General features: G+C 27.0%; 24 protein-coding genes. 16 read left to right on the top strand and 8 right to left on the bottom strand.

Annotated elements, in window-relative coordinates; genetic code table 11:
* Window positions 1-15: 15 nt before the first annotated feature.
* Window positions 16-2046 carry a CHASE2 domain-containing protein gene (locus AVBRAN9331_RS01580; protein WP_336612285.1) on the bottom strand — a complete coding sequence of 677 codons (2031 nt, stop codon included), beginning with the start codon at window positions 2044-2046 and terminating at the stop codon, window positions 16-18.
* Complete coding sequence (mnmG, locus tag AVBRAN9331_RS01575; protein WP_214116728.1) at window positions 2043-3899, bottom strand: tRNA uridine-5-carboxymethylaminomethyl(34) synthesis enzyme MnmG; 1857 nt, start codon at window positions 3897-3899, stop codon at window positions 2043-2045. The genes AVBRAN9331_RS01580 and mnmG overlap by 4 nt, the downstream gene beginning before the upstream one ends.
* Before the next feature lie 49 nt (window positions 3900-3948).
* Here mnmG and AVBRAN9331_RS01570 point away from each other — a divergent pair, with 49 nt between their 5' ends.
* From AVBRAN9331_RS01570 to rfaD, 3 genes are read left to right on the top strand one after another with little or no spacing between them, the layout of a single operon-like run.
* Complete coding sequence (locus AVBRAN9331_RS01570) at window positions 3949-4560, top strand: riboflavin synthase (RefSeq protein WP_336612284.1); 612 nt, start codon at window positions 3949-3951, stop codon at window positions 4558-4560.
* Between the two features lie 8 nt (window positions 4561-4568).
* Window positions 4569-4757 (top strand): hypothetical protein, encoded by a 189-nt coding sequence (locus tag AVBRAN9331_RS01565; RefSeq protein WP_214120047.1) that lies wholly within the window; start codon window positions 4569-4571, stop codon window positions 4755-4757.
* 9 nt (window positions 4758-4766) lie between these two features.
* Complete coding sequence (rfaD, locus tag AVBRAN9331_RS01560) at window positions 4767-5717, top strand: ADP-glyceromanno-heptose 6-epimerase (protein WP_336612283.1); 951 nt, start codon at window positions 4767-4769, stop codon at window positions 5715-5717.
* Between the two features lie 4 nt (window positions 5718-5721).
* Here rfaD and AVBRAN9331_RS01555 read toward each other — a convergent pair whose 3' ends face one another.
* The 3 genes from AVBRAN9331_RS01555 to selA form a co-directional block, all read right to left on the bottom strand.
* Window positions 5722-6729 carry a sensor histidine kinase gene (locus AVBRAN9331_RS01555; RefSeq protein ID WP_214116717.1) on the bottom strand — a complete coding sequence of 336 codons (1008 nt, stop codon included), beginning with the start codon at window positions 6727-6729 and terminating at the stop codon, window positions 5722-5724.
* Between the two features lie 176 nt (window positions 6730-6905).
* Entirely contained in the window at window positions 6906-7343 is a 438-nt protein-coding gene (bcp, locus tag AVBRAN9331_RS01550; RefSeq protein ID WP_214120049.1) for a thioredoxin-dependent thiol peroxidase, read from the bottom strand.
* 2 nt (window positions 7344-7345) lie between these two features.
* Entirely contained in the window at window positions 7346-8632 is a 1287-nt protein-coding gene (selA, locus tag AVBRAN9331_RS01545; RefSeq protein WP_336607922.1) for an L-seryl-tRNA(Sec) selenium transferase, read from the bottom strand.
* Window positions 8633-8680: 48 nt separating this feature from the next.
* Here selA and AVBRAN9331_RS01540 point away from each other — a divergent pair, with 48 nt between their 5' ends.
* From AVBRAN9331_RS01540 to AVBRAN9331_RS01530, 3 genes are read left to right on the top strand one after another with little or no spacing between them, the layout of a single operon-like run.
* Complete coding sequence (locus tag AVBRAN9331_RS01540; protein WP_267525513.1) at window positions 8681-10291, top strand: 4Fe-4S binding protein; 1611 nt, start codon at window positions 8681-8683, stop codon at window positions 10289-10291.
* A gap of 1 nt (window position 10292) precedes the next feature.
* Window positions 10293-10976 (top strand): hypothetical protein, encoded by a 684-nt coding sequence (locus AVBRAN9331_RS01535; protein ID WP_336606918.1) that lies wholly within the window; start codon window positions 10293-10295, stop codon window positions 10974-10976.
* A gap of 18 nt (window positions 10977-10994) precedes the next feature.
* Window positions 10995-11441 carry a low molecular weight protein-tyrosine-phosphatase gene (locus tag AVBRAN9331_RS01530; RefSeq protein ID WP_214120053.1) on the top strand — a complete coding sequence of 149 codons (447 nt, stop codon included), beginning with the start codon at window positions 10995-10997 and terminating at the stop codon, window positions 11439-11441.
* A 14-nt stretch (window positions 11442-11455) separates the two neighbouring features.
* Here the strand turns inward: AVBRAN9331_RS01530 and AVBRAN9331_RS01525 are convergent, their stop codons facing one another.
* Genes AVBRAN9331_RS01525 through trpS form a run of 3 tightly spaced genes read right to left on the bottom strand, consistent with a single transcriptional unit; the run spans window position 11456 to window position 15942 of the window.
* Complete coding sequence (locus AVBRAN9331_RS01525) at window positions 11456-13708, bottom strand: tetratricopeptide repeat protein (RefSeq protein ID WP_336612282.1); 2253 nt, start codon at window positions 13706-13708, stop codon at window positions 11456-11458.
* Window positions 13709-13716: 8 nt separating this feature from the next.
* Window positions 13717-14964, bottom strand: a complete 1248-nt coding sequence (gene serS, locus AVBRAN9331_RS01520; RefSeq protein ID WP_336612281.1) for a serine--tRNA ligase — start codon at window positions 14962-14964, stop codon at window positions 13717-13719.
* 9 nt (window positions 14965-14973) lie between these two features.
* A complete protein-coding gene (gene trpS / locus AVBRAN9331_RS01515; protein ID WP_214116695.1) occupies window positions 14974-15942 on the bottom strand; it encodes a tryptophan--tRNA ligase in 969 nt (322 codons plus the stop codon).
* A 75-nt stretch (window positions 15943-16017) separates the two neighbouring features.
* On the opposite strand from trpS, the gene AVBRAN9331_RS01510 reads away from it, so the two are divergent.
* The 10 genes from AVBRAN9331_RS01510 to AVBRAN9331_RS01465 are packed head-to-tail and all read left to right on the top strand — an operon-like array spanning window position 16018 to window position 26062.
* Complete coding sequence (locus AVBRAN9331_RS01510) at window positions 16018-16947, top strand: NAD(P)-binding domain-containing protein (protein ID WP_214116693.1); 930 nt, start codon at window positions 16018-16020, stop codon at window positions 16945-16947.
* A gap of 2 nt (window positions 16948-16949) precedes the next feature.
* Window positions 16950-19088, top strand: coding sequence for a hypothetical protein (locus tag AVBRAN9331_RS01505; RefSeq protein WP_214116691.1), 2139 nt, complete (start codon window positions 16950-16952; stop codon window positions 19086-19088).
* Entirely contained in the window at window positions 19085-19768 is a 684-nt protein-coding gene (locus AVBRAN9331_RS01500) for a tRNA1(Val) (adenine(37)-N6)-methyltransferase (protein ID WP_214120057.1), read from the top strand. Before AVBRAN9331_RS01505 ends, AVBRAN9331_RS01500 begins: the two co-directional genes overlap by 4 nt.
* Window positions 19755-20120 (top strand): YkgJ family cysteine cluster protein, encoded by a 366-nt coding sequence (locus tag AVBRAN9331_RS01495; protein WP_336612280.1) that lies wholly within the window; start codon window positions 19755-19757, stop codon window positions 20118-20120. Before AVBRAN9331_RS01500 ends, AVBRAN9331_RS01495 begins: the two co-directional genes overlap by 14 nt.
* Complete coding sequence (locus AVBRAN9331_RS01490; protein WP_336612279.1) at window positions 20102-21484, top strand: hypothetical protein; 1383 nt, start codon at window positions 20102-20104, stop codon at window positions 21482-21484. The genes AVBRAN9331_RS01495 and AVBRAN9331_RS01490 overlap by 19 nt, the downstream gene beginning before the upstream one ends.
* Entirely contained in the window at window positions 21472-21942 is a 471-nt protein-coding gene (locus AVBRAN9331_RS01485; RefSeq protein ID WP_214116683.1) for a hypothetical protein, read from the top strand. Before AVBRAN9331_RS01490 ends, AVBRAN9331_RS01485 begins: the two co-directional genes overlap by 13 nt.
* Complete coding sequence (locus AVBRAN9331_RS01480) at window positions 21914-22384, top strand: HIT family protein (protein WP_336612278.1); 471 nt, start codon at window positions 21914-21916, stop codon at window positions 22382-22384. Before AVBRAN9331_RS01485 ends, AVBRAN9331_RS01480 begins: the two co-directional genes overlap by 29 nt.
* The gene (gene mnmH / locus AVBRAN9331_RS01475; RefSeq protein ID WP_336612277.1) at window positions 22371-23351 is read left to right on the top strand and encodes a tRNA 2-selenouridine(34) synthase MnmH; all 981 of its coding nucleotides are present in this window, start codon (window positions 22371-22373) and stop codon (window positions 23349-23351) included. Before AVBRAN9331_RS01480 ends, mnmH begins: the two co-directional genes overlap by 14 nt.
* 22 nt (window positions 23352-23373) lie before the next feature.
* Window positions 23374-24558: a DUF262 domain-containing protein gene (locus AVBRAN9331_RS01470; RefSeq protein WP_336612276.1), complete on the top strand. Its 1185-nt coding sequence runs from the start codon at window positions 23374-23376 to the stop codon at window positions 24556-24558.
* Window positions 24551-26062: a DUF262 domain-containing protein gene (locus AVBRAN9331_RS01465; protein WP_336612275.1), complete on the top strand. Its 1512-nt coding sequence runs from the start codon at window positions 24551-24553 to the stop codon at window positions 26060-26062. Before AVBRAN9331_RS01470 ends, AVBRAN9331_RS01465 begins: the two co-directional genes overlap by 8 nt.
* The last annotated feature ends 91 nt before the right edge of the window (window positions 26063-26153 follow it).

Genomic DNA, 26153 nt, shown 5'->3' with positions numbered 1-26153 from the left:
AAATTAAATTCCTAATTATTCACGCCATAAAGTTAATTTCTCTCCTTTAAAGCCACTGCATTTATATAATTTAGTAGTTTCATCTTTACCTTTTAGCTTTAATTCATCAACTAATTCTAATTCATATATACTAGCGTCTTTTAAGGCTGCTAAAGTGTTATGAGAGATTAAGATATTTGCCTTATAGTTTTTACAAGAGCTCTCTACCCTACTTGCCGTATTTACCCCATCTCCTATGCAAGTATAATCACTTCTTGAAAGGCTTCCCATCTCCCCTACAATACATTCACCTGTGTTAATTCCTATACCTATATTTATATAAGGAAGTCCTTTTTTGCCCCAATCTTCGTTTAAAAGCTTTAAGGCTTTTATTTGCTCAATTGCAGCTTGTAAAGCACAATCAGCGTGATTTTCTAAATCATTTGGAGCATTAAAATACGCCATAACAGCATCGCCTATATATTTATCAACCGTTCCATTGTATTTAAAAATAATATCACTCATAGGGGTCATATATTTATTTAAGAAATTAACCAAATCAGAAGCATCCATATTCTCACTAATCGTAGTAAAATCTCTAATATCACTAAAAAATACTGATATTTCTCTTTTGCTTGTGCTAAATACATTGCTATCTGTATTAATCAATTGCTCTGCTACTCTTTTTGAAACCTTTTTTTCTAGCTTAGCTTTTATAAATTCTTTTTGTCTGCTTTCTAAAAAGAAGTTAATTAATATCCCAATTACTCCCATAATAGCTAAAACCAAAATAAGTTCAAATGTATGAAGTAAATACTTCTTGCTAATTATAAAATAATAATGCCCTAAAATAATAGTTGCTAAAAGTATTAAATGCCATAAAACTTGTAAAATTATGCTTTTAAAATACATAAAAGAAACACTAAGAGCAATTATTAATAATAAAGAAATTAAAAGTATTTCAGATGAATATTTTGGGGTTGTTAGGTATTCATCATTTAATAAATTATCTATCGCATTTGCGTGGATTTCAACACCTGGTAGGTTTTCATCTAATGGATTGCTTCTAATATCATTAAGCCCTACAACGCTAGTTCCAATTAAAACTATTTTATCTTTAAAGAACTCTTTACTAATAGTCCCATCTAAAACATCAATAGCGCTAATATAATCATAATGCGGAGATTTTCCTTTAAAATATAAACCAAGCAATGCGTGAGCATTTACTGCAAAGCTATCCTTATCTCCTAATACTAAATGTATATCTTTAAAATTATCCCCAATTGCTTTAATATCATCAATTCCTAGATATTTTGCATACATTGCAAGACTAAGACTTGGCAAGAGTTGTTTAAACTCACCATCATCATAATAAATCATCATAAAGGCATTTCTGATTACATTATCTAAATGTGAATATGAATTAACAAATCCATTTGCATAAGCATTATCACTTAATTCTTCTATACTTGCTGTAATATTTTTGCCATGTTCAAGCAATGAATAATCAATATTATCTTCAGCTATACTTTGATTACTTAATGGGGCTAATTTTTTTTCCGTATCGTTTATATAAGAGCCTAAGTTTATAGCATAGGCTAAAATACTATTTGTCTTTGAAAGTGCCATTGCAAAAGCTTTATCAGTGTCTTGAGTGCGTTGGCAAAAATGATATTTTGGAATGTTTAAAGAATTAAACTCCGTATCATTCATCTTTTTAGTAATTTCTCCACGCTTATCACTTTCTGCAAAATAAATATCAAATCCTACCACACTAGCAGAATTTAATTTATACACCAAACAAGCAAGAATATCTCTATCCCAAGGCCATTGCCCAAGACTAGCTAAGCTTTTTTCATCAATATCAACTATAGCAATTCTACTATCACCTTTAATATTATGATTAAAATAAGCATTAATTCTAAAAAACATATCGTGAGTTAGATTATCTAGCCTTGTGATAATACCAACTTCTTTTATAGTTATAAAAAATGAAAAAATAATCATTAAAATTGATAAAACTATAAAAGAATAAAATTTCTTAAACTTACTTAAATGTCTAATCAATTTTTAGCCTTTAATTTAATATAAATTTGAAGAATATCAATTGCAGCTGGGGTAATTCCACTAATTCTACTTGCATCAAACAAATTATCAGGCTTATTTTTTTCAAGTTTTTCTACGACTTCATTACTAAGCCCACTAATTCCACGATAAGTAAAATCATTTGGAATTTTAATCTTAATCAAATTCGCTTGATTTTGAATACTTTCATCTTGCAATTTTACATAATGATAATATTTTGCATCAAGTAAAATTTCATCTAAAACAAAATCATTTAAATTAGCCAAACTTGGTGCTAAAGAAAGCATTTTTTCCTTTGTTATCGTGCTACGAGCTATAATTTTTTGAAGAGTTGTTGGTTGAGAAATCGGCTCTTCATTAATACTTGCTAATAATTCATTAAAAGAATTTGAAGGAACAACCCTGCTTTCACATAAAAACTCTAAACCTTTTTTAATATCATTTATTTGATTTTCATAGTATTTAAAGCTATTTTCATCTCTTAAACCACACTCATAAGCGTATTTATTAAGCCTTGTGATTGCATTGCTTTCACGAAGTAATAATCTAAACTCAGCCCTACTTGTAAACATTCTATAAGGCTCTTTTGTGCCTTTTGTAACTAAATCATCAATTAAAACACCAATATATCCTTCATCACGGCGTAACACAAGCCCATCTTTATTATCAATTGCCAAACTTGCATTTATAGCTGCCATAAGCCCTTGAGCTGCTGCTTCTTCATAACCAGTTGTCCCATTTACTTGACCTGCTAGATAGAAGTTTTTAATAATTTTACTTTCTAAAGTATGAAACAAATCAAGTGGGTCAAAATAATCATATTCTATTGCATAGCCGTGTCTTGTGATTTTAGCATTTTCAAAGCCTTTAACCGAGCGTATCATTGAATGTTGAACTTCAAATGGTAAAGAAGTTGAAAAACCATTTATATAATATTCTGTAGCTTCTTTTGTCTGTGGCTCAATAAATAAATGATGACTTTCTTTATCCGCAAAACGATTGATTTTATCTTCTATACTAGGACAATATCTAGGGCCAACTCCTTTAATTTGTCCTGTAAACATAGGAGCTTTATCAAAATTTGAACGGATAATATCATGAGTTGTTGTATTTGTATGCGCTATATAGCAAGGAAGTTGCGGCAATGTATGAGAAGTAAATTCTAAGCTAAATCCTTTAGTATTTAAATCGCTTTCTTGAGTTTCTAATACGCTAAAATCAATACTACTTGCTGCAATTCTAGGACAAGTTCCAGTTTTAAGCCTTCCACGATTAAGCCCTAAAGCAGCTAAATTATCGCCTAACTCACTAGCACTAAGCTCTCCTACACGACCACTTTTTATCTTGCTTAAACCTACATGAATTAAACCATTTAAAAATGTCCCGCTGCATAAAATTATTTTCTTAGCTTCATAAGTTTTATTAAGCTCTGTTTTTACTCCATAAGCTTCATTATCTTTTACTAAAAGCTCTGTAACCATTTCTTGAGAAATGTCTAAATTAGGCATATTTAATAATATATTTTTAGCATTTTTATTGTATTCATCCATATCTATTTGAGCTCTAGTTCCACGAACAGCTGCACCTTTGCTCTCATTTAAAGTCTTGTAATTAATCGCACTTAAATCAGTAATCTTTGGCATAATTCCGCCAAGTGCAGCTATTTCTTTTACTAAATGCCCTTTTGCAAGTCCGCCTATTGCAGGATTGCAAGAAGTTGCTCCAATTCTATCGTTTAAAATCGTAAGAAGTAGTGTTTTTTTACCCATTTTAGCACTTGCGTGTGCTGCTTCAACACCAGCATGACCAGCACCAATTACTATAATATCATACATCATTAATCCTTTTTTTTATAATACACTAAGCTTATTGTAAAGGATAAAAATGTTTAATGGTTTAATAAGAGAATGTGGCTTTATAAAAAACTATTCAAATAATGAATTAAGATTAATTTCAAAACTAAAACCAAACATAGGAGATAGCGTAGCAACTAATGGAGCTTGTCTTAGTGTGATAAAAACTCATAGTGATGGCTTTAGTCTAAATCTTAGTAGTGAAACTCAAAAAATAATCAAACCTTTTAAAGTAGGTGAAAAAGTGCATACTGAATTAGCAATGCAAGTAGGAGATAGGATTGATGGGCATATTTTAAGTGGGCATATTGATGGGCTTGGTAAAATCATTAGGATAAATAAGCTTGCTAGTGGGATAGATTTTTATATAAGTCTTGATGAAAAATTAATGCCTTTTGTGTGTAATAAAGGCAGCATCGCAATTGATGGAGTAAGCCTTACTATCAATGAAGTTTTAAACAATTCTATAAGACTTACAATAATTGATATTACTTTAAAAGATACTTTATTTAATTCGTATAAAATCAATGATTTAGTAAATGTAGAAACTGATATTTTGGCAAGATATGTTCATAGAATGCTAAATTATAAAAATAACTCACTTACTTGGGATGATATTGATAGAATTAGTGCTATTTATTAGGAGTTTTTATGAATGAAGAAATTATGTTAAGAGCTTTAGTGCAAAAAGCACAAGAGATGGATGATGAGTATTTGGCAAATGAAAAATTAGTAAAAATGCTTATTAAAAAACAAGTATCATTTGATAATTACGATAAAATAAACGAGTTTTTAAACTTTATAAAAGACGCTAAAACAAACGCTCAAAAAAGCAAATAAAGGATAAATATGAATATAGTAATAACAGGTGGAGCTGGATTTATAGGCTCAAATCTAGCAAATGAATTATGTAAAAATCATAAAGTTTTAGTAATTGATAATTTTGATAATAATGAAAGATTTTCAAACAATAAAAGAAAATATTTTGGAACTTATAAAAATCTTTTAGAATTTGATGGCTTAATATATTCAGCTAATTTATTAGATGATGAGTTTTATGCAATGATTGATAGTTTTGCTCCTAATGTGATTTATCATTTTGCTGCTATTTCTGATACTACCGTTTATGATGAAGAAATAGTATTTAAAAGTAATATTAATACTTTTTATAAAATTATAGCTCTAGCTAAAAAACACAATGCAAAATTAATTTACGCAAGTAGTGCTAGTGTCTATGGAGATGCACCAAGCCCACAAACCGTAGGGCTTAATGAAATGCCTAAAAATCCTTATGCTTTTTCAAAACTAACTATGGATAAAATCGCTAAAGATACAGGAGCTGTAGGGCTTAGATATTTCAATGTTTATGGTAAAAATGAATTTTATAAAGATACAACCGCTTCTATGATTTTACAATTTGGTTTGCAAATCCTAAACAACAACTCTCCTAAACTTTTCGTTGGAAGTGATAAAATCTTTAGAGATTTTGTATATATAAAAGATGTTACAAATGCAAATATCGCTGCAATGAATGCTAATGGTGGAGTTTATAATGTAGGTAGTGGCAAGGCTAGGAGTTTTGAGAGTATTGTAGATATTTTGCAAGATTTATTAATAAAGCGTGGAATTTTAAAAGAAAGATTGCAAAAAACATATATCCCAAATCCTTACACCAACGCTTATCAATTTCATACTGAAGCAAAGCTAGATGATAGTTTTTCATATAGACCAATTTATAGTTTAGAAGATGGGATAAATGATTATTTAGATGAAATAATTAAGATATTTAATAATCAATGAATTATTAAATATCTAATTTAAATTCCACGCAAAAGCTCTTAGGCTCGTTGCAATAGTATATGTTTGCATTGTGAGCGTTGCAGATTTGTTTGCATAATGCTAAGCCTAAGCCATTGCCTTTTAGCTTAGTTGTATTGAATGCTTCAAAAAGATTAGTAAGATTTGCTATCTTTTCGCCACTATCAAAAACACTAATTTTATATATATTATTTATAATTTCTCCTTTGACTTTGATAGTGCCATTTTCTTCACAAGCATCAATTGCGTTATAGATTAAATTACTTAAAACTAAGCTTATTAAAGACTTATCAGCACTAATTGTAAATGGAGCAAAAGTGCATTCACTTAGAATTATTTCATCACTATTATTATAGGTATTAAAGACATTTTGGCATTCGTTTTCAAATTCTTGCAAATTGAACTCATATTTATTTAGCTTAAACCCACGAGTAAAAAGCAAAGTGCTCTCAATTATTCTCTCAACCCTTTTAATCGCATCTTGCATTTGCATTACAATATGTTTATTTTTAAGCTCAACTTTACTAAAAAGCACCCCCGCTAAAAGCGAAACCGAGCCTATTGGATTTCTAATCTCGTGAGCTAAATTAGCCGCTACTTGACCCATAGAAACAAGCCTTTCATCTCGCTTTTCTTTAGTAATATTTGTAGCCATTATTAGGTGCTTATCAGCGTATTTTATAGATTTGATTTGATAAAAATTGTTTAAAAATTCTAATTCATAATGCTCTTTATTAAGGTCAATTTGCCTAAATAATTCATCACTTGCTAATTTATTTTTCACTACTAGATTTTGATTTTCATCCAAAACCCAAATAGCACTTGGTAAAATCTCAATAATTTCATTTATCATTAGCATTAAACTATCATAAGAAGTCTTTAAAGCCTTGTATTCATTCTCTACTACATAAGTTTGCTCAATTAACGCCTTTAGCCCATCAGCAAAACTCTGCTTATCTGATAAATCTAAGCTATCTAAAATATTTTTATTCATAAATATCCTTTAATTTTTTAATTATCTTAGCAGTTTTTATAAAAACAAAAGGAATTTAAAATTAGAATTTATATAGTATTTCACATTATAGAATATATTTAAAAAGAGAAAATAGTAGCAATTATGGAAAAATAAATTATATTTTTTTGATTTTAGCCGTTAAGGCTAAAATCTAATTATTCTCCTAATAAATCCTTATTAAGTCTTGCGGCAAAACCTGTTGCTTTGTGATTTTTGTATTCTTTAATGATTTCGCCGTTTTCATCTAGGATAAAGCACGAGCGAATAAGCCCTTCGTATTCTTTACCATAATTTTTCTTAATCCCCCAAGCACCAAATAGCTTAGCCACTTCTTTAAATTCATCGCTTAATAAAATCTGATTTAAGCCGTATTCAGCTTTAAATTTCGCTAGTTTTTCACACTTATCAGGACTAATTCCAATCAGCACATATCCTGCATTAAGCAATTTATCAAAACTCTCACTTAATTCACAATTTTGCTTAGTACAACCTGGAGTGTAAGCTTTTGGATAGAAAAACACTATCACCTTTTTACCGCGAAAATCACTTAGATTAATCGCAACTTCATCTTGATTTAATAAAGTAAATTCCATATTTAATCCTTTAAAACTTCTTTTATAATATTTGCTAAGCATTCTAATTGATTAGGTAAAACGCTCCTTAAATCAATTATTATGCTATCTTTATCATAATTAGCCACTACGCCTTTATTTAAAAGTTCGTTTATCTTGCTTTTATTAGCCTTAATTTTTAAGGCATAGCCGCTTAGTAATTTTTCAGGCATTGAGCCACCCCCTACTAGGCTTTTGCTCTCTATAATTTCGCCAAAATTGATTAGCTCTTGCAAGGTTTTTGCTTTGTTTAAAACTTGAGATTTTGTATCATTTAATAAAGCTAGGCTTGGTAGATTTGCATAGTCTTTATTTAAATAATTTTTAACAGCTTTTGTAAGTATCAATAAGCTAGTTTTATTTAGCCTAAACATTCTTAAAAGCTGATTTTTGCGTAATTTTTCAATTAGTTCTTTTTTACCTAAAATAATTCCTGCTTGAGTGCTAGAAAATAATTTATCCCCACTAAATGAAACCAAGCTAATACCTTTAGATATTAGGCTTTTTACACTAGGTTCATCCCTTAAACTATCATTTATTAAATCCACATAGCCACTACCTAAATCATAATAAAATATTTTTTCATTTTTACAAGCTAAATCATTTAGGCTAATCGCATCTACTTCTTGACTAAATCCACCGATATAAAAGTTTGATTTATGAGTTTTTAAAATCATTTTTGCATTGTTTAATTCAGCTTCATAATCGCTCATCTTAGTCTTATTAGTAGTCCCTACTTCAATAAGCCTTGCTCCACTTTCACGCATCACATCGCTTACTCTAAATCCCCCGCCAATTTCTACTAGCTCGGCTCTACTTGTAATTACACCTTCGTTTTTACCTAAAGTATTTAATACTAAAAACACAGCAGCAGCGTTATTATTTACCACAAGTGCATCTTCGCAACCAAAAAGCATTTTTAAATAAAATATGAGATTTTCATCTCTTTTACCCCTTGCATTGCTTTCTAAATCAAATTCTAAATTAATATTATTAGTATGAAAAGCCTTTAATTCATCATAATCACTCTCACTCATTAAAGCACGACCAAGATTTGTATGAAGCACCACACCAGTAGCATTTATCAATGCTCTTGGCTCTTTTAATAGCCTTTTATTAATTCTTTCATTAAGCTCTTTGAGTATCATCTCGTAACTTTGCTCTTTATTAGTAGCTCTTAGTTCATTTATTAATTCTTTAGCCAAAAAGCTAACTAAAAAACTAGGTTTATCATTAAAGGCATTAATTAATTTTGATATTTGTGGTAGCATTTTAAAATCCTTAAATATTTTTTAAAATACTAGCAAGGAAAGGTAAAAATGAAAGAATTTGCATATTTAAAAAAGGCTGATTTTATAGATGATTTAGGCAAAAATATAGCCGTTATAAATAGCCCTACTAGTGAGAAATTTCTAATAGCAAATGATAAGGCTTTAAATGCTTTAATCTATGCTCCTGAAATTGATTTTTATATAAAAAACTCAAGTGCTTTTAATAATGAAAAATTAGAAAAATTATATGAAGCAAGAGCTATTAATTATGATTATTCAAGTGAGATTAATTTATATGCGAATATTGATAAAAGAATTTGCATATTATTTGATGATAAAGATTTAAAAAACAAATTAATAGATAATGGTTATAAGGCTGTTTGTGTTAGTGAATTTGAGTTTGTTTATGGTGGGATTGGCTCACTTGTAGTAGTTACTAAAGAAGGCGAATTAGATTGTGATTTAGCTATTTCACAAACAAAACTAAACAATCACGCAGTATTAATAAATCATGAAAATATATTGCAAGATTTAAATTCTTTAACGGGTAAAATTAGCTTTACAAGAAAGATTGAGTTTAATTCAAGTTTATGCCAATTAGATGGGCGTAGGAGTGAGCATTGTGGTTGGTGCGTTGAGGCCTGTCCTAGCGTGGCTTTAAGCACTGATGATAAAAAAATCATAATAAGCGAAATTGATTGTATTAATTGTGCAAAATGCGTAAGCGTATGTCCTACTAATGCACTTGAGTTTTGTGAGTTTAATAAAGATTGCATAAAAGAAATCAGCAAAATCTATGAAAACGAGCAAATAATAATAACTCAAAATTATGATAATGATTTTAATATAAAGCATTTTTTACCATTTAATATACCTTTTGATTTATTAGATGAGTTAATACTTTTACATTTAATAAACACAAGTGGTAAAAGCATTGCGATAGTTGGAGATATTAGCGAATTTTTAGCCGAAAAAATCAACTTAGTAAATGATATTTGCAAGGCAATCACAGGAAAAATAGCCATATATGTAAATGCAAATTTAGATGAAATTCCAAATGAATTGATAAAAGAATTTAAATCAAGCGAAAGTAATTTTAGATTAAATAAAAGAGAGCTTTTTGGCTTAAAAATCTCTTCTATGTTAAATAATTTAGATAAAGGCGTAATCACTGCTAAAAATTATGCAAAAATTAGCATAAATGAAAGCACTTGCACCCTTTGTGCTTCTTGTGCTGGGGCTTGTAATACGAACGCAATTTTAGCTGATAGTAAAGAAAATGCTATTAAATTTAACGCATCATTATGCACAAGTTGTGGATATTGCATAAATTCTTGTGCTGAAAAAGATACTATTTTTATACAAAATGATATTTTAGAACTAAATCCGATTAGCTTTACTCATAAAACTTTAGCTAAAGATGAATTATTTGCTTGTATTGAGTGTGGTAAAGAATTTGCTACTAAAAAATCAATTGATAAAATAGCTGGTATTTTAGGGGCTGCTTTTAGCTCTGATGTTACGAAAAAATACTCGCTTTATTGCTGTGCTGATTGTAAGGCTAAGATAATGATGCTAAAACAAGCTCAAGTTTTTGATGATACAAATAGTTTTTTTGCACCACTTGAAGAAAAATTAAATAAATTTTTGAAAGGTTAAAATGAACGAAGAATTAAATATAACTAGGTCATATTTTTACGAATTTTGTGCTAGAGCAATTAGCTTTATGAATAATGATGATTTTAATACTTTAAGAGAACAAGCTAAGTTTTTTTATGATAATTTAGATGATTTAAAAGATGATTTTAAAGTAATTTTAGATACTGATTATGCAGCTTATAAAGATGAGCAAAATGCTGTTTTTTATGATTTTTCTTATGTAAATGTGCCTACTGATGCTAGTTTTTATGATGAAGGGCGTGATAATGGCAAAATGAGAATAATTGCAACAGGAATTTTAAAAAGAGCTAATTTAATCAAAAACACAAATCTTAGCGATAATGAAGATAGTATGAATTTTTTATTTTATCTAGGTAGTGTTTTATGCAAAAATAATGATGAATTATGTCAGGAGCTATTTTCAAGAATTATTAATGAGGTTGTAGATGAGTTTTGTGAAAAACTACAAACTCATAAAAACTCAAAAATATTTACTCATATTGCAAATATCATATCTTATTTAATACAAATTGAAAGGGCATTTTATAGTGTAAATGCACCTGCTAAAAAAGAATCGGTTGCTGATATTGCATTACAAAGAATACCTTATGAACCAAGACTTCCAACCGAGTTTTCAAAAATCAATATGAGTGAGCTAACTAGCTTTAAAGAAAATATAGAATAAGTTTTATAAAGGAATAAAATGAAGATAATGTTTGTATGTTTAGGCAATATTTGTCGCTCTCCTATGGCTGAGTTTATTATGAAAGACTTATGCAAAAATAAAGAATTTAAAATAACAAGTTCAGGAACAGCAGGTTATCACGATGGAGAAGATATGCATATAGGCACGAAAAAACTTTTAAAAAATAAAAATATTGAATGCGATAATTTCGTATCAAAAAAACTCACAAAAAAATTATGCCAAGAATATGATTTAATCCTTACTATGGACGAGAGTAATTATAAAGATGTTTTAAATAATTTTTATGAGTTTAAAGACAAAGTAAAACCAATATGTTCTTATTGTGATTTAGGATATAAAAATGTGCCTGACCCTTGGTATACAAATAATTTTGATGAAGTTTATATGATTTTAAATAATGCTTGCAAAAATATTTTAAAAGAAATTGAAAATAATAAGATTTAACTAAAAACTAAATCTTATCTAAATATCTGAAATGTAAAAAACTCTGATTTGTATTCATCATTCATTTTCTCATATTGCGATATAGCTGATTCATAATTTTTTGCTTCGTGATAAAGTAAAGCTAAAGCCAATCTTGATTCAAGATTGCTTGGATTTTTTACACGAGATAACTCAAGTAAGGCTATAGCTGAATTATTATGCCCTGCTCCAATAGCTGCAACACTAGCTAAAAATAAAATATCAGAATCTTCAATATGATAATCATCAATCAAACTATTATAAATTGCAAAACTCTCTTCAAATTCATTAGCATAAATATCTATATAAGCAAGTGCTTTTAAAGCTCCTATGTCTTCATTAGTTTTTAAATATTGCTTTAATTTTTCTCTTTCTTGTTGTAAAAGACCTGAAATCTGCATTAATTTTACATAGTTATACCCTACTATTTTAGCACCACCAAATAATGAGCGATAATCTAATTTTTTGTTAAGAAAATACATTTGAACATCTTTAGCATAGGCTTTTACATCTTTTTTATTGTTTTTTAAAGAAAAATATAAAATATTTGCGATTATGTCATTATCACTTAAGTCTATTAAAACTTTTGATTTATCTATCATCTTATCGTAATCATTTTGCATATAAAATCCAAGAATTTCTAAACTAATATTACTAATATTATTTGTATTAGTTTGGTTCAAAAAACCTTGCATATTTACATAATCTTTTTTCTTAATTGAAAACAATGCTAAATAATAATTTCTATCTTTTTCATCTTCAACATAATTTAAATTATATTGTAAATCTTGCTCTAATTTCGTAGTATCATCATATAACAAATCCGAACAAAATAAAGCATAAATTCCTGCTCTTAAATCCTTAGGGTCTAAATGATAACTAGCTAAAAAGTGCTTTTTTGCTAAATCATATTTGCCTAAGAGTGCATATGCTAAACCTAAATCATATTGCAAAATACTATGCTGCGGATAAAGCTTTACTAATTCTTCTAATAATTCACTAGCACTCTTTATATCATAACTAAAAGCATAATTTAAAGCTTTTGTAATTTGTATATTTATCTTTGATAAAGTTTGACTATTTTTAAGATAATTTGAGCTTTTATCTAAATCATCTAAGTAAATATTAACATTTGCCTTATTTATCATCTTAGTTGCACTTGTCGCATCAAATACTTTAAAAGGCGAAAAATAAAATATCAAATCATATTTTTGTTGCTTTGAATCTATAAAGGTTTTTTCATAAGTATGTTGAGCGTAATTTATATCAAATATCCTATCATCTATGGTTGTTTTGACATTATAACTTGACTTAAGCCACTCTAAATCATTTTTCTCTAATTCTTTTAAAAACCTTGAAGCTTCTTGATATTCTGCTAATTTTATATCAACTAAAGCTAAAGCTAATTTTGTCTCTTTTGGTTTTATTCTTTTTTCAAGTGCATTTTTTAAATAAAATCTTGCTTTGTTATATTCAGCATTTCTTGCATAAAGTAATCCTAAAGATAAATTTTTATCATAAGAATCTTGTAAATTAATCTCTCTTATAGAATCAGAACTTTTATTAAATGAGCTTAATATTTTTGCTCTTAAATATCTTGCGTCGTTTTGATAAAGTGGATGGATTTGTTTATTTAATGCTTGTAAAGCTTCAGGATAAAATCCTTTATAAAAATTCACTAAACCCAAGTAATAATAATAAAGGCTTGAGTTTTTTTCATTACTTAAATAAGAATATGCTAAATCTATATAATATTTAAATTCTTTATCTTTTTGTAATTTTAAAGCACAAACAGCAGCATTTAAAGCAGCCACCGTGTTATTTTCATTATTTTCTAAAGCCTTTTGAAAACTCTCTAAAGCTCCTTTATAGTTTGCTTGTTTCATTCTTGAAACTCCTAAATTATAATGCGAAAAACTCTCATTATATTTAGCTATATTTTCATATATTTTTAAAGCTTCACTTTTGTTTCCACTCTCATATAAAGCATTGGCTTTTGCCACCATTAAATCTAATTTTTGGCTTTTAAATTGTTGAATGCTTATTTTTGGTTCTATTAGCTCATTTTGCTCAACTTTAATTTCTTTTGACTTATCTTGAGTAAAAATTAAAAAAAGTAAAACTACTAATAAAATAATAATAAGTAAAGAAAGTCCAGCGATTAAAATTATACTTTTTTTGCTGAACTTACTTTGTTTTACTGGAAGAGTATTTCCTTCTTCAATAACAATTACTTGTTCTTCTGCCATACTTTATCTTACATATATTTTTGTAATACTTCAGGTATTGCTATTGTGCCATCTTCTCTTTGATAATTTTCCATAATAGCTACTAAAGTCCTACCTACTGCAAGGCTTGAACCATTTAGTGTATGAGCTAATTTGTTTTTACCATTTTCATCTTTATATCTTATTTTTGCGCGTCTTGCTTGAAAATCATAGCAATTACTAACAGAGCTAATTTCACGATATTTATTTTGTGCTGGTAGCCACACTTCTAAATCAACTGTTTTTCCTGCACTAAAGCCCAAATCCCCACTACAAAGCATTAAATGTCTATGAGCTAAACCTAAGCTTGTTAATAAATCACTTGCACAACTAAGCATATCTTCAAATACTTTATCACTATCTTCTTGAGTGCTAATGCTTACAAGTTCAACTTTTCCGAATTGGTGTTGGCGGATAATTCCTTTTGTATCACGCCCTGCACTTCCTGCTTCTTTTCTAAAACAAGGTGAATAGCAAGTCATTTTGATAGGCAATTCATTTAAAGGTATAATTTCATCATTATATAGATTTGTTACACTAACTTCACTTGTAGGGATTAAATACAATTCTTCGCCATCAATTTTGAATAAATCATCTTTAAATTTAGGTAATTGTCCTGTGCCAAACATAGTATTAGCATTTACAATATAAGGAGTATTTACAAACTCAAATCCTCTTGAGCGGTTAAAATCTATCATATAATTATATAATGCTCTTTCAAGTCTTGCACCTTCACCGCGTAAAGCTACAAAACGACTTTTAGCAACTTTTACACCACGCTCAAAATCAAGCCAACCAAGTGCTACACCTAAATCGTGATGGTCTTTTGGAGTGAAATTAAATGTTGGTGGAATTAATACCTTTTTAATCTCTACATTTTCTTCTTCATCATTTCCAATAGGCACACAATCAGCTATTAAATTTGGAATACAAGCTGCAATTTCATTTAATTTAGCTTCACTTATGCTTACTTTTTCGTTTAATTCAGCTATTTTTTTCTTATTTTCATCTAAAGACTTTTTAAGCTCACTTATATCTTCTCCTGATTTTGCTTTAAGTCCCATTTCTTTTGAGAATTTGTTTTGAAAACTTTGAGCGTTTTCTAATTCTATTTTTAACGCTTTTGTATCATTGTAGCTATCTAATAAACTTTTTAAAACTCCATCATCTACTTTTTTTGCTTTTAATTTTTGATTAAAAACTTCATAATTTTCTTCAATTTTTCTTAAATCTATCATAATTTCTCCTTATAAACTTAAAGCTTTATAAACTTGTTGCATTTTATTTTGCGCTAATATACTAGCTTTTTTTGCACCATCGTTTAATATATCAGCAATTTCTTTACCTTGCAATAATCTTTCATACTCACTTCTAGCCTTGTCAAAATACTCCCAAATAACATCACATAAATACAATTTAAAATGTCCGTATCCTTCTCCACCTTTTTCATACCTTGCACGAAGACTTGCTAAATCATTTTCATCTAAAAATAATTCAGCAATTTTATATATATTACAATTTTTCCAATCCTTAGGCTCTTCAATAGGAGTGCTATCGCTTACTATTTTATTTACTTGTTTTTTAAGTTGTTTATAACTTGTGAAAATATCAATAGTATTGCCATAACTTTTACTCATTTTAGCACCATCTGTGCCTACTATTGTTTGAGTATTTTCATCAACTAATGCTTCAGGGATAGTAAATACATTTCCAAATTCATTATTAAATTTAATTGCAATATCTCTTGTGATTTCTAGGTGTTGAATTTGGTCTTTTCCAACAGGAACTAATGGTGCATCAAACAATAAAATATCAGCCGCCATTAAAACAGGATATGAAAATAAGCCGTGATTTGCACTAAGACCTTTTGCTATTTTATCCTTATATGAATGTGCTCTTTCAAGTAATCCCATAGGAGTAAATTGCGATAGTATCCAATAAAGTTCTAAGACTTCTTTAACATCACTTTGTAAATAAAATATACTTTTATTTGGATTTAATCCTAAAGCTAAAAATGCAGCTGCTGCTTTGTTAATATTATCTTTAAAATTACTAGCTGTTTTTTTATCCTTTAAAATACTTGTCATAGCGTGATAATTTGCAATAAACATTATCATTTCATTATCATTTTGTCTTTTCATCATTGGAGCTATTGCTCCAAAATAATTGCCTATATGCAAATCCCCACTTGGCTGAAGTCCTGTAAAAATTCTCATTTGTTCTCCATATCTTTACTTGTAATTTAAAATTTATGCTTAATATAGAGCAAAAAAATTAATAAAGGAGCTTAAATGCTATATGATTTAGTAGTAATAGGTGCAGGTCCAGCGGGAATTGCAAGTGCTTATGAAGCACATAAAAATGGTTTAAAAAATGTTTTATTAATAGAAAAAGCAGCAGAGAATTGTCAAACTTTTAGAACTTATTATAAAGATGGAAAAAGAGTTGATAAAGTTTATAATAAAATTGATATTCCAAACTTAGGAAATATACCTTTTGAAGATGGAACAAAAGAAAGCTCATTAGAATTATTTACAAGCCTTTGCGATGGTTCTTTTGAAGTAATGTTTTCAAATGAAGTTGAGAAAATCAAGCAAGTTGATGGAAATTTAGTTGTATATTCAAGTAAAGGCGAATTTAAAACAAAAAATGCAGTAATTTCAATCGGTAGAATGGGAAAACCAAATAAACCAAGTTATAAACTACCTTCAAAATTAAGTAAAGTTATCAATTTTAACGCAAACGATGCTAAAGAAAATGAAAAAATCTTAGTAGTTGGTGGTGGTAATAGTGCTGTTGAATACGCTGTTGATTTAAGCAAAAAAGCAAATGTTACATTATGCTATAGAAGAGCTGAATTTAGTAGAATTAATGAAATAAATCATAAAAATGTATATGAAGCAAAACTTACTTTAAAATTAGCAACTGATATTAGCGAAGTAAATGAAGTAGATAACAAACCTGAAGTTACTTATACTAATGGTGAAAAAGAGATTTTTGATAGGATAATTTATGGAATTGGTGGCTCTACTCCAGTTGATTTTCTAACAAATAGTGGAATAGAAATTGATGATAAAGGCGTTCCTACTTTTGATACAAATATGCAAAGTAATGTTAAAAATATTTTCGTAGCAGGAGATATTGCTAGTAAAAATGGAGAAAGCATAATAACTGCTTTAAATCACGCTAAAAAAATTGCTGATTATATTATTAAGGGTTAAGCTTGGCTAAGAAGAATTTAACACTATATAGCTTAGGTGCTTGTGCTGTTATTTTAGGTGGAATTTATTTTGTAATTCCATCTAAAGACACAAAAACAAACCAAACACCAATAAAACCACAAGTAAAAATAGAGCAAAAACAACAAACAAAACAAGTGCAATTGCCAAAACTTGAAGAACAAAACTATAAGATATTAAATGATAGAATTGTAAAGCTTACAAAGCAAATAGAAAGCTTAAAAAATAGCAATACCAAAGCCAATGAAATAGAAAATCTATATCAAGAAATTGAAAAATTAAAAATACAAAACGAACAATTAGAAACTAAGAATAATGAATTAGTTCATCGTTTAAATAACGAAAGTTTATTAGTAAATGAAAATAGCAAAAATTCATATCAGCAAATGATAGATAAGCTAAATGAAGATTTAGCAAATTATAAAAGCGAAAATGATAGTTTAAAATTAAGCTTAAATGATAAAGAAAACGCTGTTAAAAATCTAAATTCTTTACTAGGAACTCTTAGTAATCAAAAACAAATGGACGAATTTGAACACGATAATTTAGCAAGAAAATTGCAAGATGAATTAGATAAAGCAAATGCAAAAATCATAGCAAATCAAAAAAATTACACAGATGTGGTTAAAGAAAATGATATTTTAAAACAAAGAGTAAAAAATCTAGGGAATTTAGAAAGTGTAAATGCTGAATTAAGTAAAGTAAATAATGAACTTAACTTAAAAAATCTTGAATTAAGTAAAGAAATAAAAGCAGCAAGCAAGCTAAATGATGAATTAAAAAGTAATAATAATTCTGATTTTGTAAAGCTTAATTTGGATAATAAAAATCTCCAAGCAAAATTAGATGATGCCAAAACTTCAATATTAAAACTAAATCAAGTTAAAAATGATTTGGAACAAAAATTAGATAATTTAAAAAATATTGAAAAACAAAGAGATGAATTAAAAAATGAAGTTTTTCAAGCAAAACTAGAACTTGAAAAATCTAAAAACGAACAAACTAAAGTGATTAAGGATTTAAGTGATAAAAGCCAAAATTCACTTGATAATCTTACAAAAGAGCTAAATAAAGTTAATGAATCTAATGCTAAATTACAAGATAAAAATACAAAAAATGAAATAGCATTAAAAGATATGCAACTAAAAAATAAAGAACTAGAATTAGACTCAAAGAAAAAAGAAAAAGATTTAAGTGAAACAATAGCAAAACTTCAAAAAATTGATGAGCAATTAAAAGCAAGTAGTGCAAATAATATGGATTTAAAAACAAAATTAGATAATTTACAAAAAGAAAAAATAGAATTAACCACGCAATTAAATAAAATTAATAATGAGTTTTTAAACTATAAAAACGATAGCTTAAGTAATAAACAAAATGATGTTAAAGACTTAAATAATAAACTTTACGAAAGTTCAAAAGCTTATGATGAGCTAAATGTAAAATATATTGCTTTAAAAGAAGAATATGCGGCTAAAGAACTAGATAATAATAAAGCAAAACAAGAAAACAAAACACTTTTAGATGAAATTGAACAACTAAAATTAACTATTAGTAAGGATACAAATTCTGAAAGAGTTTTAGCCTTAGAAGAAGAAAAAGATAAGCTATTAAAACAACTAAATGAAATAAATATCAAAACTTTAAATAACTATAATCAAGAAAATAGCGAACTAATAGCAAAAAAAGAAAAAATTCAAGAATTAGAAAAAAAACTTGAATTAGCTCAAAAAGGAAGTTCGTTAAATACAAATAGTTTAAAACTACAAGATACTTTTGTTTGTGATGATATAAAATCAGGAGTAATTGGACTTAGTAAAACTTGCTCGCTTGAACTTGATAAATTCTTAGCAAAATATAATCAAAATTATTTATATGAGATAACTCCTATAATTGATGATAGTGGCTTTAAGAGTTTAAGTGCTATTGATGGAGTTCATATGGCTAGCAAAGAAGTGCAAAGATTAACTCGCTTAGCTAATTTTGGATTATCAAAAGATAGAACAAAAAGTGCTGCAAGTTATATAAAATCAAAAATTCCTAATGCACTAATTAGCTCAAGTTTAGAGCCTGAATACTCAAAAGACAATAAAAAAGGCTTTATTTTAAGAGTTTATAAATGATAATTTATCAATATAAAAACGGCTATCGCTACAATAGTGATAGCATAATTTTATATGATTTTATAAATAAAGATAAGCTTAAAGGAATAGGACTTGATATTGGTGCTGGAAGTGGAATTTTAAGCCTATTATTAAGCGAAAATAAAAATATAAAAATAGATGCAATTGATATTCAAGAAGAAAATGTAAAACTATGCAAAAAAAATTATGAAAAAAATAATCTTGATTATAAAGTAATTTTAGGTGATATTAAAGATTATAAAGTTTATAATTATTATGATTTTATAATCTCTAATCCACCATTTTATTCTAAAATGCAAGCACAAAATAAGCATTTAAATATTTCAAGACATATTGATTTTTTGCCACTTGAAATATTGCTAAAAAGTGCTGATAAATTATTAAAACCAAAAGGTTTTTTATATTTTTGTTATGATGCTAAAAAAATTGATTTAATATTTGAAACCTTAAAAAATACGAATTTAAAATGCGAAATAATAAGATTTATTCACACAAAAGCCGAAAAACCATCAAATTTAGTATTAATTAAAGCAAGAAAATTAAGCAAAAGCGATGTGCTGATTTTGCCACCTTTAATATGTAACGATAGCAATGGCACAACAAAAGAATTTAATTCAATTTATCAAAATATCAAGGTTCAAAGTTATGATTTACAATAAAGATTACTCATATTCATTTGATGAAAGTAAATGCAGTGAGTGTGGCGGTAAGTGTTGCACGGGTGAGAATGGTTATATATTTTTAACTAGCGATGAAATTATGCAATTAGCTAAGATAAAAAATACAACTTTTAATGATTTTGTTAATAAATATTGCATTAAAGTAGGCGTTAGGTTTAGCCTAATTGAAAAACCATATAACAATGGTTTTGCTTGTATATTTTTTGATGAAATTAATAAAAATTGTGGAGTATATGAAGCAAGACCTATGCAATGTAGAACATTTCCGTTTTGGGAATATTTTAAAAATAACCTAAAGGAGCTTAAAAAAGAATGTATTGGAGTAAATTAATACTAATCTTATTAGCTAGTATTACTTTTGCTGATAGTATTGATGATTTGCGTTTAAATGCAATGTTAAACGAAAATAATAATGCTAAATTATCTAGCGAATCATATTTAAAATTATATGATGAAACAAAATTAAAAGCTTATTTAGAAAATGGAATAAAACAAGGTTTTATTGCTAATTTAAATATGGATAAAGCAGTAAATACTTTAAGAGATATTGATAAAGATAATAATTTAATCAAAAAACTAGATATTGTTAAATTAGTAGAACAAAAAAATTATAAACAAGCAAAAAAAGAATATTACAAATTCATATCAAAAAACGAAGATTTTACACTAGCTAATGCTATGAGTAAGGAGCTGTTTAATCAAGGATTAAAAAAAGAAGCCTTACAAATATCTAAAGATTATTATAAAAAATATAGCAATTTATACTCATTATATTTATATATTGAAATGCTTATGGCTAACGAAAAATATAAAGATGTAGTAAAACTAACAGAAGAATTTAATAAAACCGCAGAAGAAAATAATAAAGTAGATACAGAATTAGCTCCTTTTTTATTAATGCGTTTAAATGCTTTAAAAGCTCTTAATATGTGGGAGAAAACGATTAGATTAGACCCTAAAGGCTATTCAGAACAAATATTAAAATTATTTAAAGAAAAAGATTATAAAAATATCAAAGAATATACTAAATTAGTGCCTATAAATCCTGATTATTCATTGTTTTTGTTGTATAGATTAGAAGCGCTTTATGAACTTAATAATTCTTCAGATATTAATGAGATTTTTAGCTTAGGAATGAAGCTTTATGAATTTACAAATAATAAAGATATTTTATACACAATAACTAAGAAATTATTGGAATTTAACAAGAAAAAAGAACTTTATGAAATAGCTAATTTAGATGATGAATTAGCTTATAAAGTATATTTTAATTTAAAAGAATATAAAAAACTTAGTGAATTTTTATATCAAAAAGCAATTAAAGAAAATAATAATAGTTATTTAATAGAATCATATATATACGAAATGCTAGATAATCCTAAAGAATTTGATTATTTCAAATTAGATGAATTAGTAGCTAAAGGTGGCGTTGCTCCTAATATGCTAAATATATATGCTTATACAATAATTGATGAAAAAATTGATATTGTAAAAGGTATAAAACTAATACAAAAAGCTTTAGAACAAGAACCTGATAATGCTTATTTTCTTGACACTTTAGCTTGGGGATATTATTTAATAAATGATTGCAAAAACGCACAAGAAACTATGCAAAAAGTATTACAAAACGAAGATGTTTTAAATGAAGATGAAATAAAACTGCATAATCAAAGGATAAATAAATGCAAGAATTAAGCAAAGAAATTCTAATAAAAAGCCTTGGATTTAATCTGTTTTATCCAAGAGATTTAAGCGAATTTAAAAATGAAATAATTAAATTTAGCTATGACTTAAATGATTTAAATGATGCTTTTATTACCAGTGATTTTGATGAGCTAGGTTATGCTAGGCGTTATGTTAAAAAACATTTATTTTATTATTCAAAAAACTTAAGCGAAGATGAATTAATCAAAGCTAGTATTTACGGAGCTGATGGGATTGTTTTGGATAAAATTGCTAATAATGATTTATTAAATCTTGCAAAAAATTGTGGTTTTAGCTTAGGGTTTTTAGCTAAAAATAATATAGATTTATTTAAAGCTACCATAAAACAATTTGATATTTTTATTGCTAACGATAAATTATTAAAAAATGTTCCAAATACTAAATATAAAGGAATTCTTAATGCAACACCTAAAAGCACCTTGGCGTGATAAATATTTTAAAGAAGATAGAAGTTTATGTCCTTTTTGCGAAGTTAGTGAAGTGTTAGTTTATGAAGATGAGTTATGTAGGGTTTTAATGAATAAATACCCTTATTCTCCGGGGCATATTCTAATAACTCCTAGAAAGCATGTTGAGTTTTTAAACGATTTAGATGAGATAACTTGGCTTAGAATGGCAAAAATATCTAGATTTGCTGAAAATATTATGAGAACAACCTTGCATGCACAAGGAGTAAATATCGGACTTAATTTAGGTGATGCAGCGGGTGCTGGTATTGCAAAACACTTGCATTTGCATGTCTTACCAAGATGGCATAAGGATACTAATTTTATAACCACTATTTGTGATACTAGAGTTATAGGGACTAGCCTAGATGAATTATATTTAAAGATAAAAGAGAGCTTTAAAAACTACAATGCAGCTAATTAGTGCTAAAGAATTTTTAAATACTAATAAAAATATTTTAATAGACGCAAGAAGTCCAAATGAATACAAAAAAGCACATTTAAAAAAAGCCTTAAACTTTTTTGCCTTAAATAATGAAGAGCATAAATTAGTAGGGACAAAATATGCTACTAATAAATTTAACGCAAAATTATTAGGAGCTAGTTTTATTTGCAAAAACACAAGCATTCATCTTAAAAAAATACAAAATATAGCAAACCCACATAAAGATGAAATATATATTTATTGTGCTAGGGGTGGTCAGCGAAGTGGTGCGATAGGTCATATTTTAAGTGAGATTGGATTTAAAGTTTATAAATGCGAAGGTGGTTTTAAAGAACTTAGAAACGAGATGATTTCGTATCTTAATAGCTATCAAAATCCTAATTTTGTAAGCCTAGCAGGAAATACAGCTTGTGGTAAAACAAGGCTTTTAAAATTACTTGATAATAAAATAGATTTAGAAAAATTAGCCCATCATTTCGGCTCAACTTTTGGCTCTCGTGGGTTTTTACAACCTAGCCAACAACAATTTGATATAAATCTAATAAATGAATTAAAAGCATTAAAAGATGCAAAAGTATTCATAGAAGCAGAGAGCAAAAACATAGGAACTATAACTTTATTTAATAATTTTTACGAGCAAATAAATAGCGGTATTAAGGTGTTTTGCGAAGCTAGTTTGGATATTAGAGTGCAAAATTGTGTGAATGATTATCAAAACATTAGCTCGGAGTTTTTTTATTTTTGTCTTGAGAGATTAAAGCCTTATTTAGGAAATGCCTTAGTTTATGAGCTAAGCACTGCTTATAATAATAAGGATTTAAAAAGTGTAGCAAAAATACTTTTAATCAATTATTATGATAAGGTCTATAAAAAACCTAAGGAATTTGATTTATTATTAAATCTTGATGATTTAGAAAAAGCTAAAAATGAGTTAATGAAATTGTAATTTTATAATCTAAAGGATTTTTATGGATAATGTAAGCTCAATCATATTAACTTTTGATGAATTAACCAAACTAAATCTTAGCATACCTGATTATCAACGCCCTTATGTATGGGAATTAAAGCAGGTTAAAAAATTAATTGAAAGTATAAATAAAGATGAAAAATTACTTGGTTCAATCGTGTTATATAAAAATAATGATACCTATGAAATAATAGACGGGCAACAAAGACTAACCACTATAAAACTTATTTTAAAGGCTTTAGATAAAAATAATAAGTTTTTAGAAAATGCTAAATATTATCATCAAATATCACACATAAAAATTAAGCAAAATTACGAATACATTCAAAAATACTTAAAACAAAATAATAACTTTTATGATAAATTAAAAAATACTAATTTTATTTGTATTAGCACGAATGATATAAAAAGAGCTTTTGTGTTTTTTGATAATATTAATACTAAGGGCAAAAAGCTAGAAAATTATGATTTAATCAAAGCATATTGGGTATTAAATACCAATAATGATTTAATTAATTACTATGTTAAAAAATATAATGATTTTATTGAAGATGGGAAAAAGCACGAACACCCTACATATAATGGAGTAATTTATAATAATTATTTTCAATATTTTTTAAAAAATATAGCTATGATTAGGGGGTCTATGCGTGAATATAATAAAAACTATCAAGATATTAATATCATAGATGAATATTGTAAAATCACTCCTTTTAGTGCTGGATTAAATATAAATAATATAAATGCAAGTTTTACTAATGGGGTTAGCTTTTTTGCTTGGGTAAAAAAGCACTATGAAAATACAAAATTAATAGCAAAAAGTGATTTTATAAGTAAATTCCAAAAACTATATGTAAATAATAATTTATATCACTATACTATTTTTGTTTTGATTGTATATCTTGATAAATTCCCTGATGGTGATTTTAATAAAATAGCTAGAATGATAGTTAGGATTACTTATTATAGAGCTATTAATAATGATACAAAATATTCTTATTCTTCTTTAAAAGAAGATGCAAAATACATAATCCAAATCATTTTAAGCTCAAATATAGAAGAAGAATTAGTTTATAGATTAAATGATTTAATAGCTCATTATCCTTACAAACAATGTATTAAACAACTTGAATTTTTAGAGCAAGAATTTAAAAATTATGGTATTTTAGGAGCTTCTTATGAATAGCAAAATCATTAAAATAAGCGAAATAAATCAAAGCCTTGTAATACCGATTTATCAAAGGTTATATGAATGGGATAAAGAGCAAATAAGAACACTTTTAGATGATATTTTAAATGCAAACGAAGAATATTTCATAGGCACAATTACAACTAGCTTAAGAAATAATGAATTAATAATAATTGATGGGCAACAAAGGCTTAGCACTATATTTTTCTTATGTGCTTATATGTGCTATGAAAATAACAAAATGCAAAAAGCTGAAGGGGAATTTGCAAATGCTTTTAATTTTGCGTATTTAGAAAATGAATGTAGATTTAAAATGCCTTTAAGAGAAGATATAACAGATGCTATTTGGGATTATGATTTTCATAATTTAGGAGAGAATATAGACAATGCTTTTAATACTTTTGAAGAGTATTTTAAAGACAATGATAAGTCAAAATTAAACGAAAACCTTTTTAAAAATATAAAAATTAATTTAGTAATTTTAAATGATAATTTAGGCGAATATTTTTTAACTATGAATAGCAATTTAATTCAATTAAATCCAAGTGATATTTTAAAGTCATATTTACTAAATCTCTTAAAAGATGATGATAAATATTTTTATTATTCAAATATTTTAAATGAATGTATGCAAATGGATAAAATAGCTGATTTTAATACAGAATACAAAGCTCTTAGTATAGATGATATTTTAAATACCAAAAATTCTGAAAATAATATAAAAATATACGAAAGCCTTATTGATTACCCTACTTTTGTTTTATATGTTTTTAAGATTTTATTTCCAAATAATATAGAAATTAACAAAAACAAATTCTTAGAAAATACTTGGAATAAATTAGAACATTCTAAAGAAAATGCTATAAAAATAATAAATGCTTTAAAAGAATATAGAATTATTTTTGATAGAAGAAGTGTTAGAAAAACTCACGAAGATTATAAGCTTTTAGGAGATTTAAAGGATGCTAAGCTTGAATTGTTTTTAAATTATTTAAGAGTAACTAGAAATCCTAGTGAATATTTAGAAACTTTACTAACTTGTAAAAGTGATGAAAATTTATTTAAAGAGCTAAAAAACCTAGATGATAATCTAGCAAAAAACGACAATCTTAATGATTTAAATTATAATCATCCAAATATTGTTTATTGGTTACAACGCTATGAATACTATCTAATGCAAGATGCTGATTTTAAAAACAACTATAAAAATTACATTACAAATTATCGCTTTAGAGATATTAATTCAGTTGAGCATATTTACCCACAAAGCAGAAGTAAAATTGATGACTTAGGCAATTTAGCCGTAATAAGTGATAGTGAAAATTCACAATTTAGCGATAAAGATTTTAATAAAAAGAAAAATATTTTTCAAAATTTCATAAATGAAAAAATAATAATTAGTCTAAAATTATTAGAAGTCTATTCTAAAAATAGCTGGGATTTAGAAGAAATTAATGCCTATCATAAAAAAATGCTAGATATTTTAAATAATTCCTTTTAAGCTAAATACAAAATTATTTAAAATTCCATAAAAAATATTAAGAATTTAAAATAGATTTTGTGTTTAAAAAGTCTTTAGATAAAACGACTAA

Origin of the sequence: Campylobacter sp. RM9331 (assembly GCF_020137685.1) — a bacterium.
Classification (GTDB): Bacteria; Campylobacterota; Campylobacteria; order Campylobacterales; family Campylobacteraceae; genus Campylobacter_E.
Note: the sequence above shows the minus strand (reverse complement) of the source record. Positions and strands in the feature narration are given on the sequence as shown.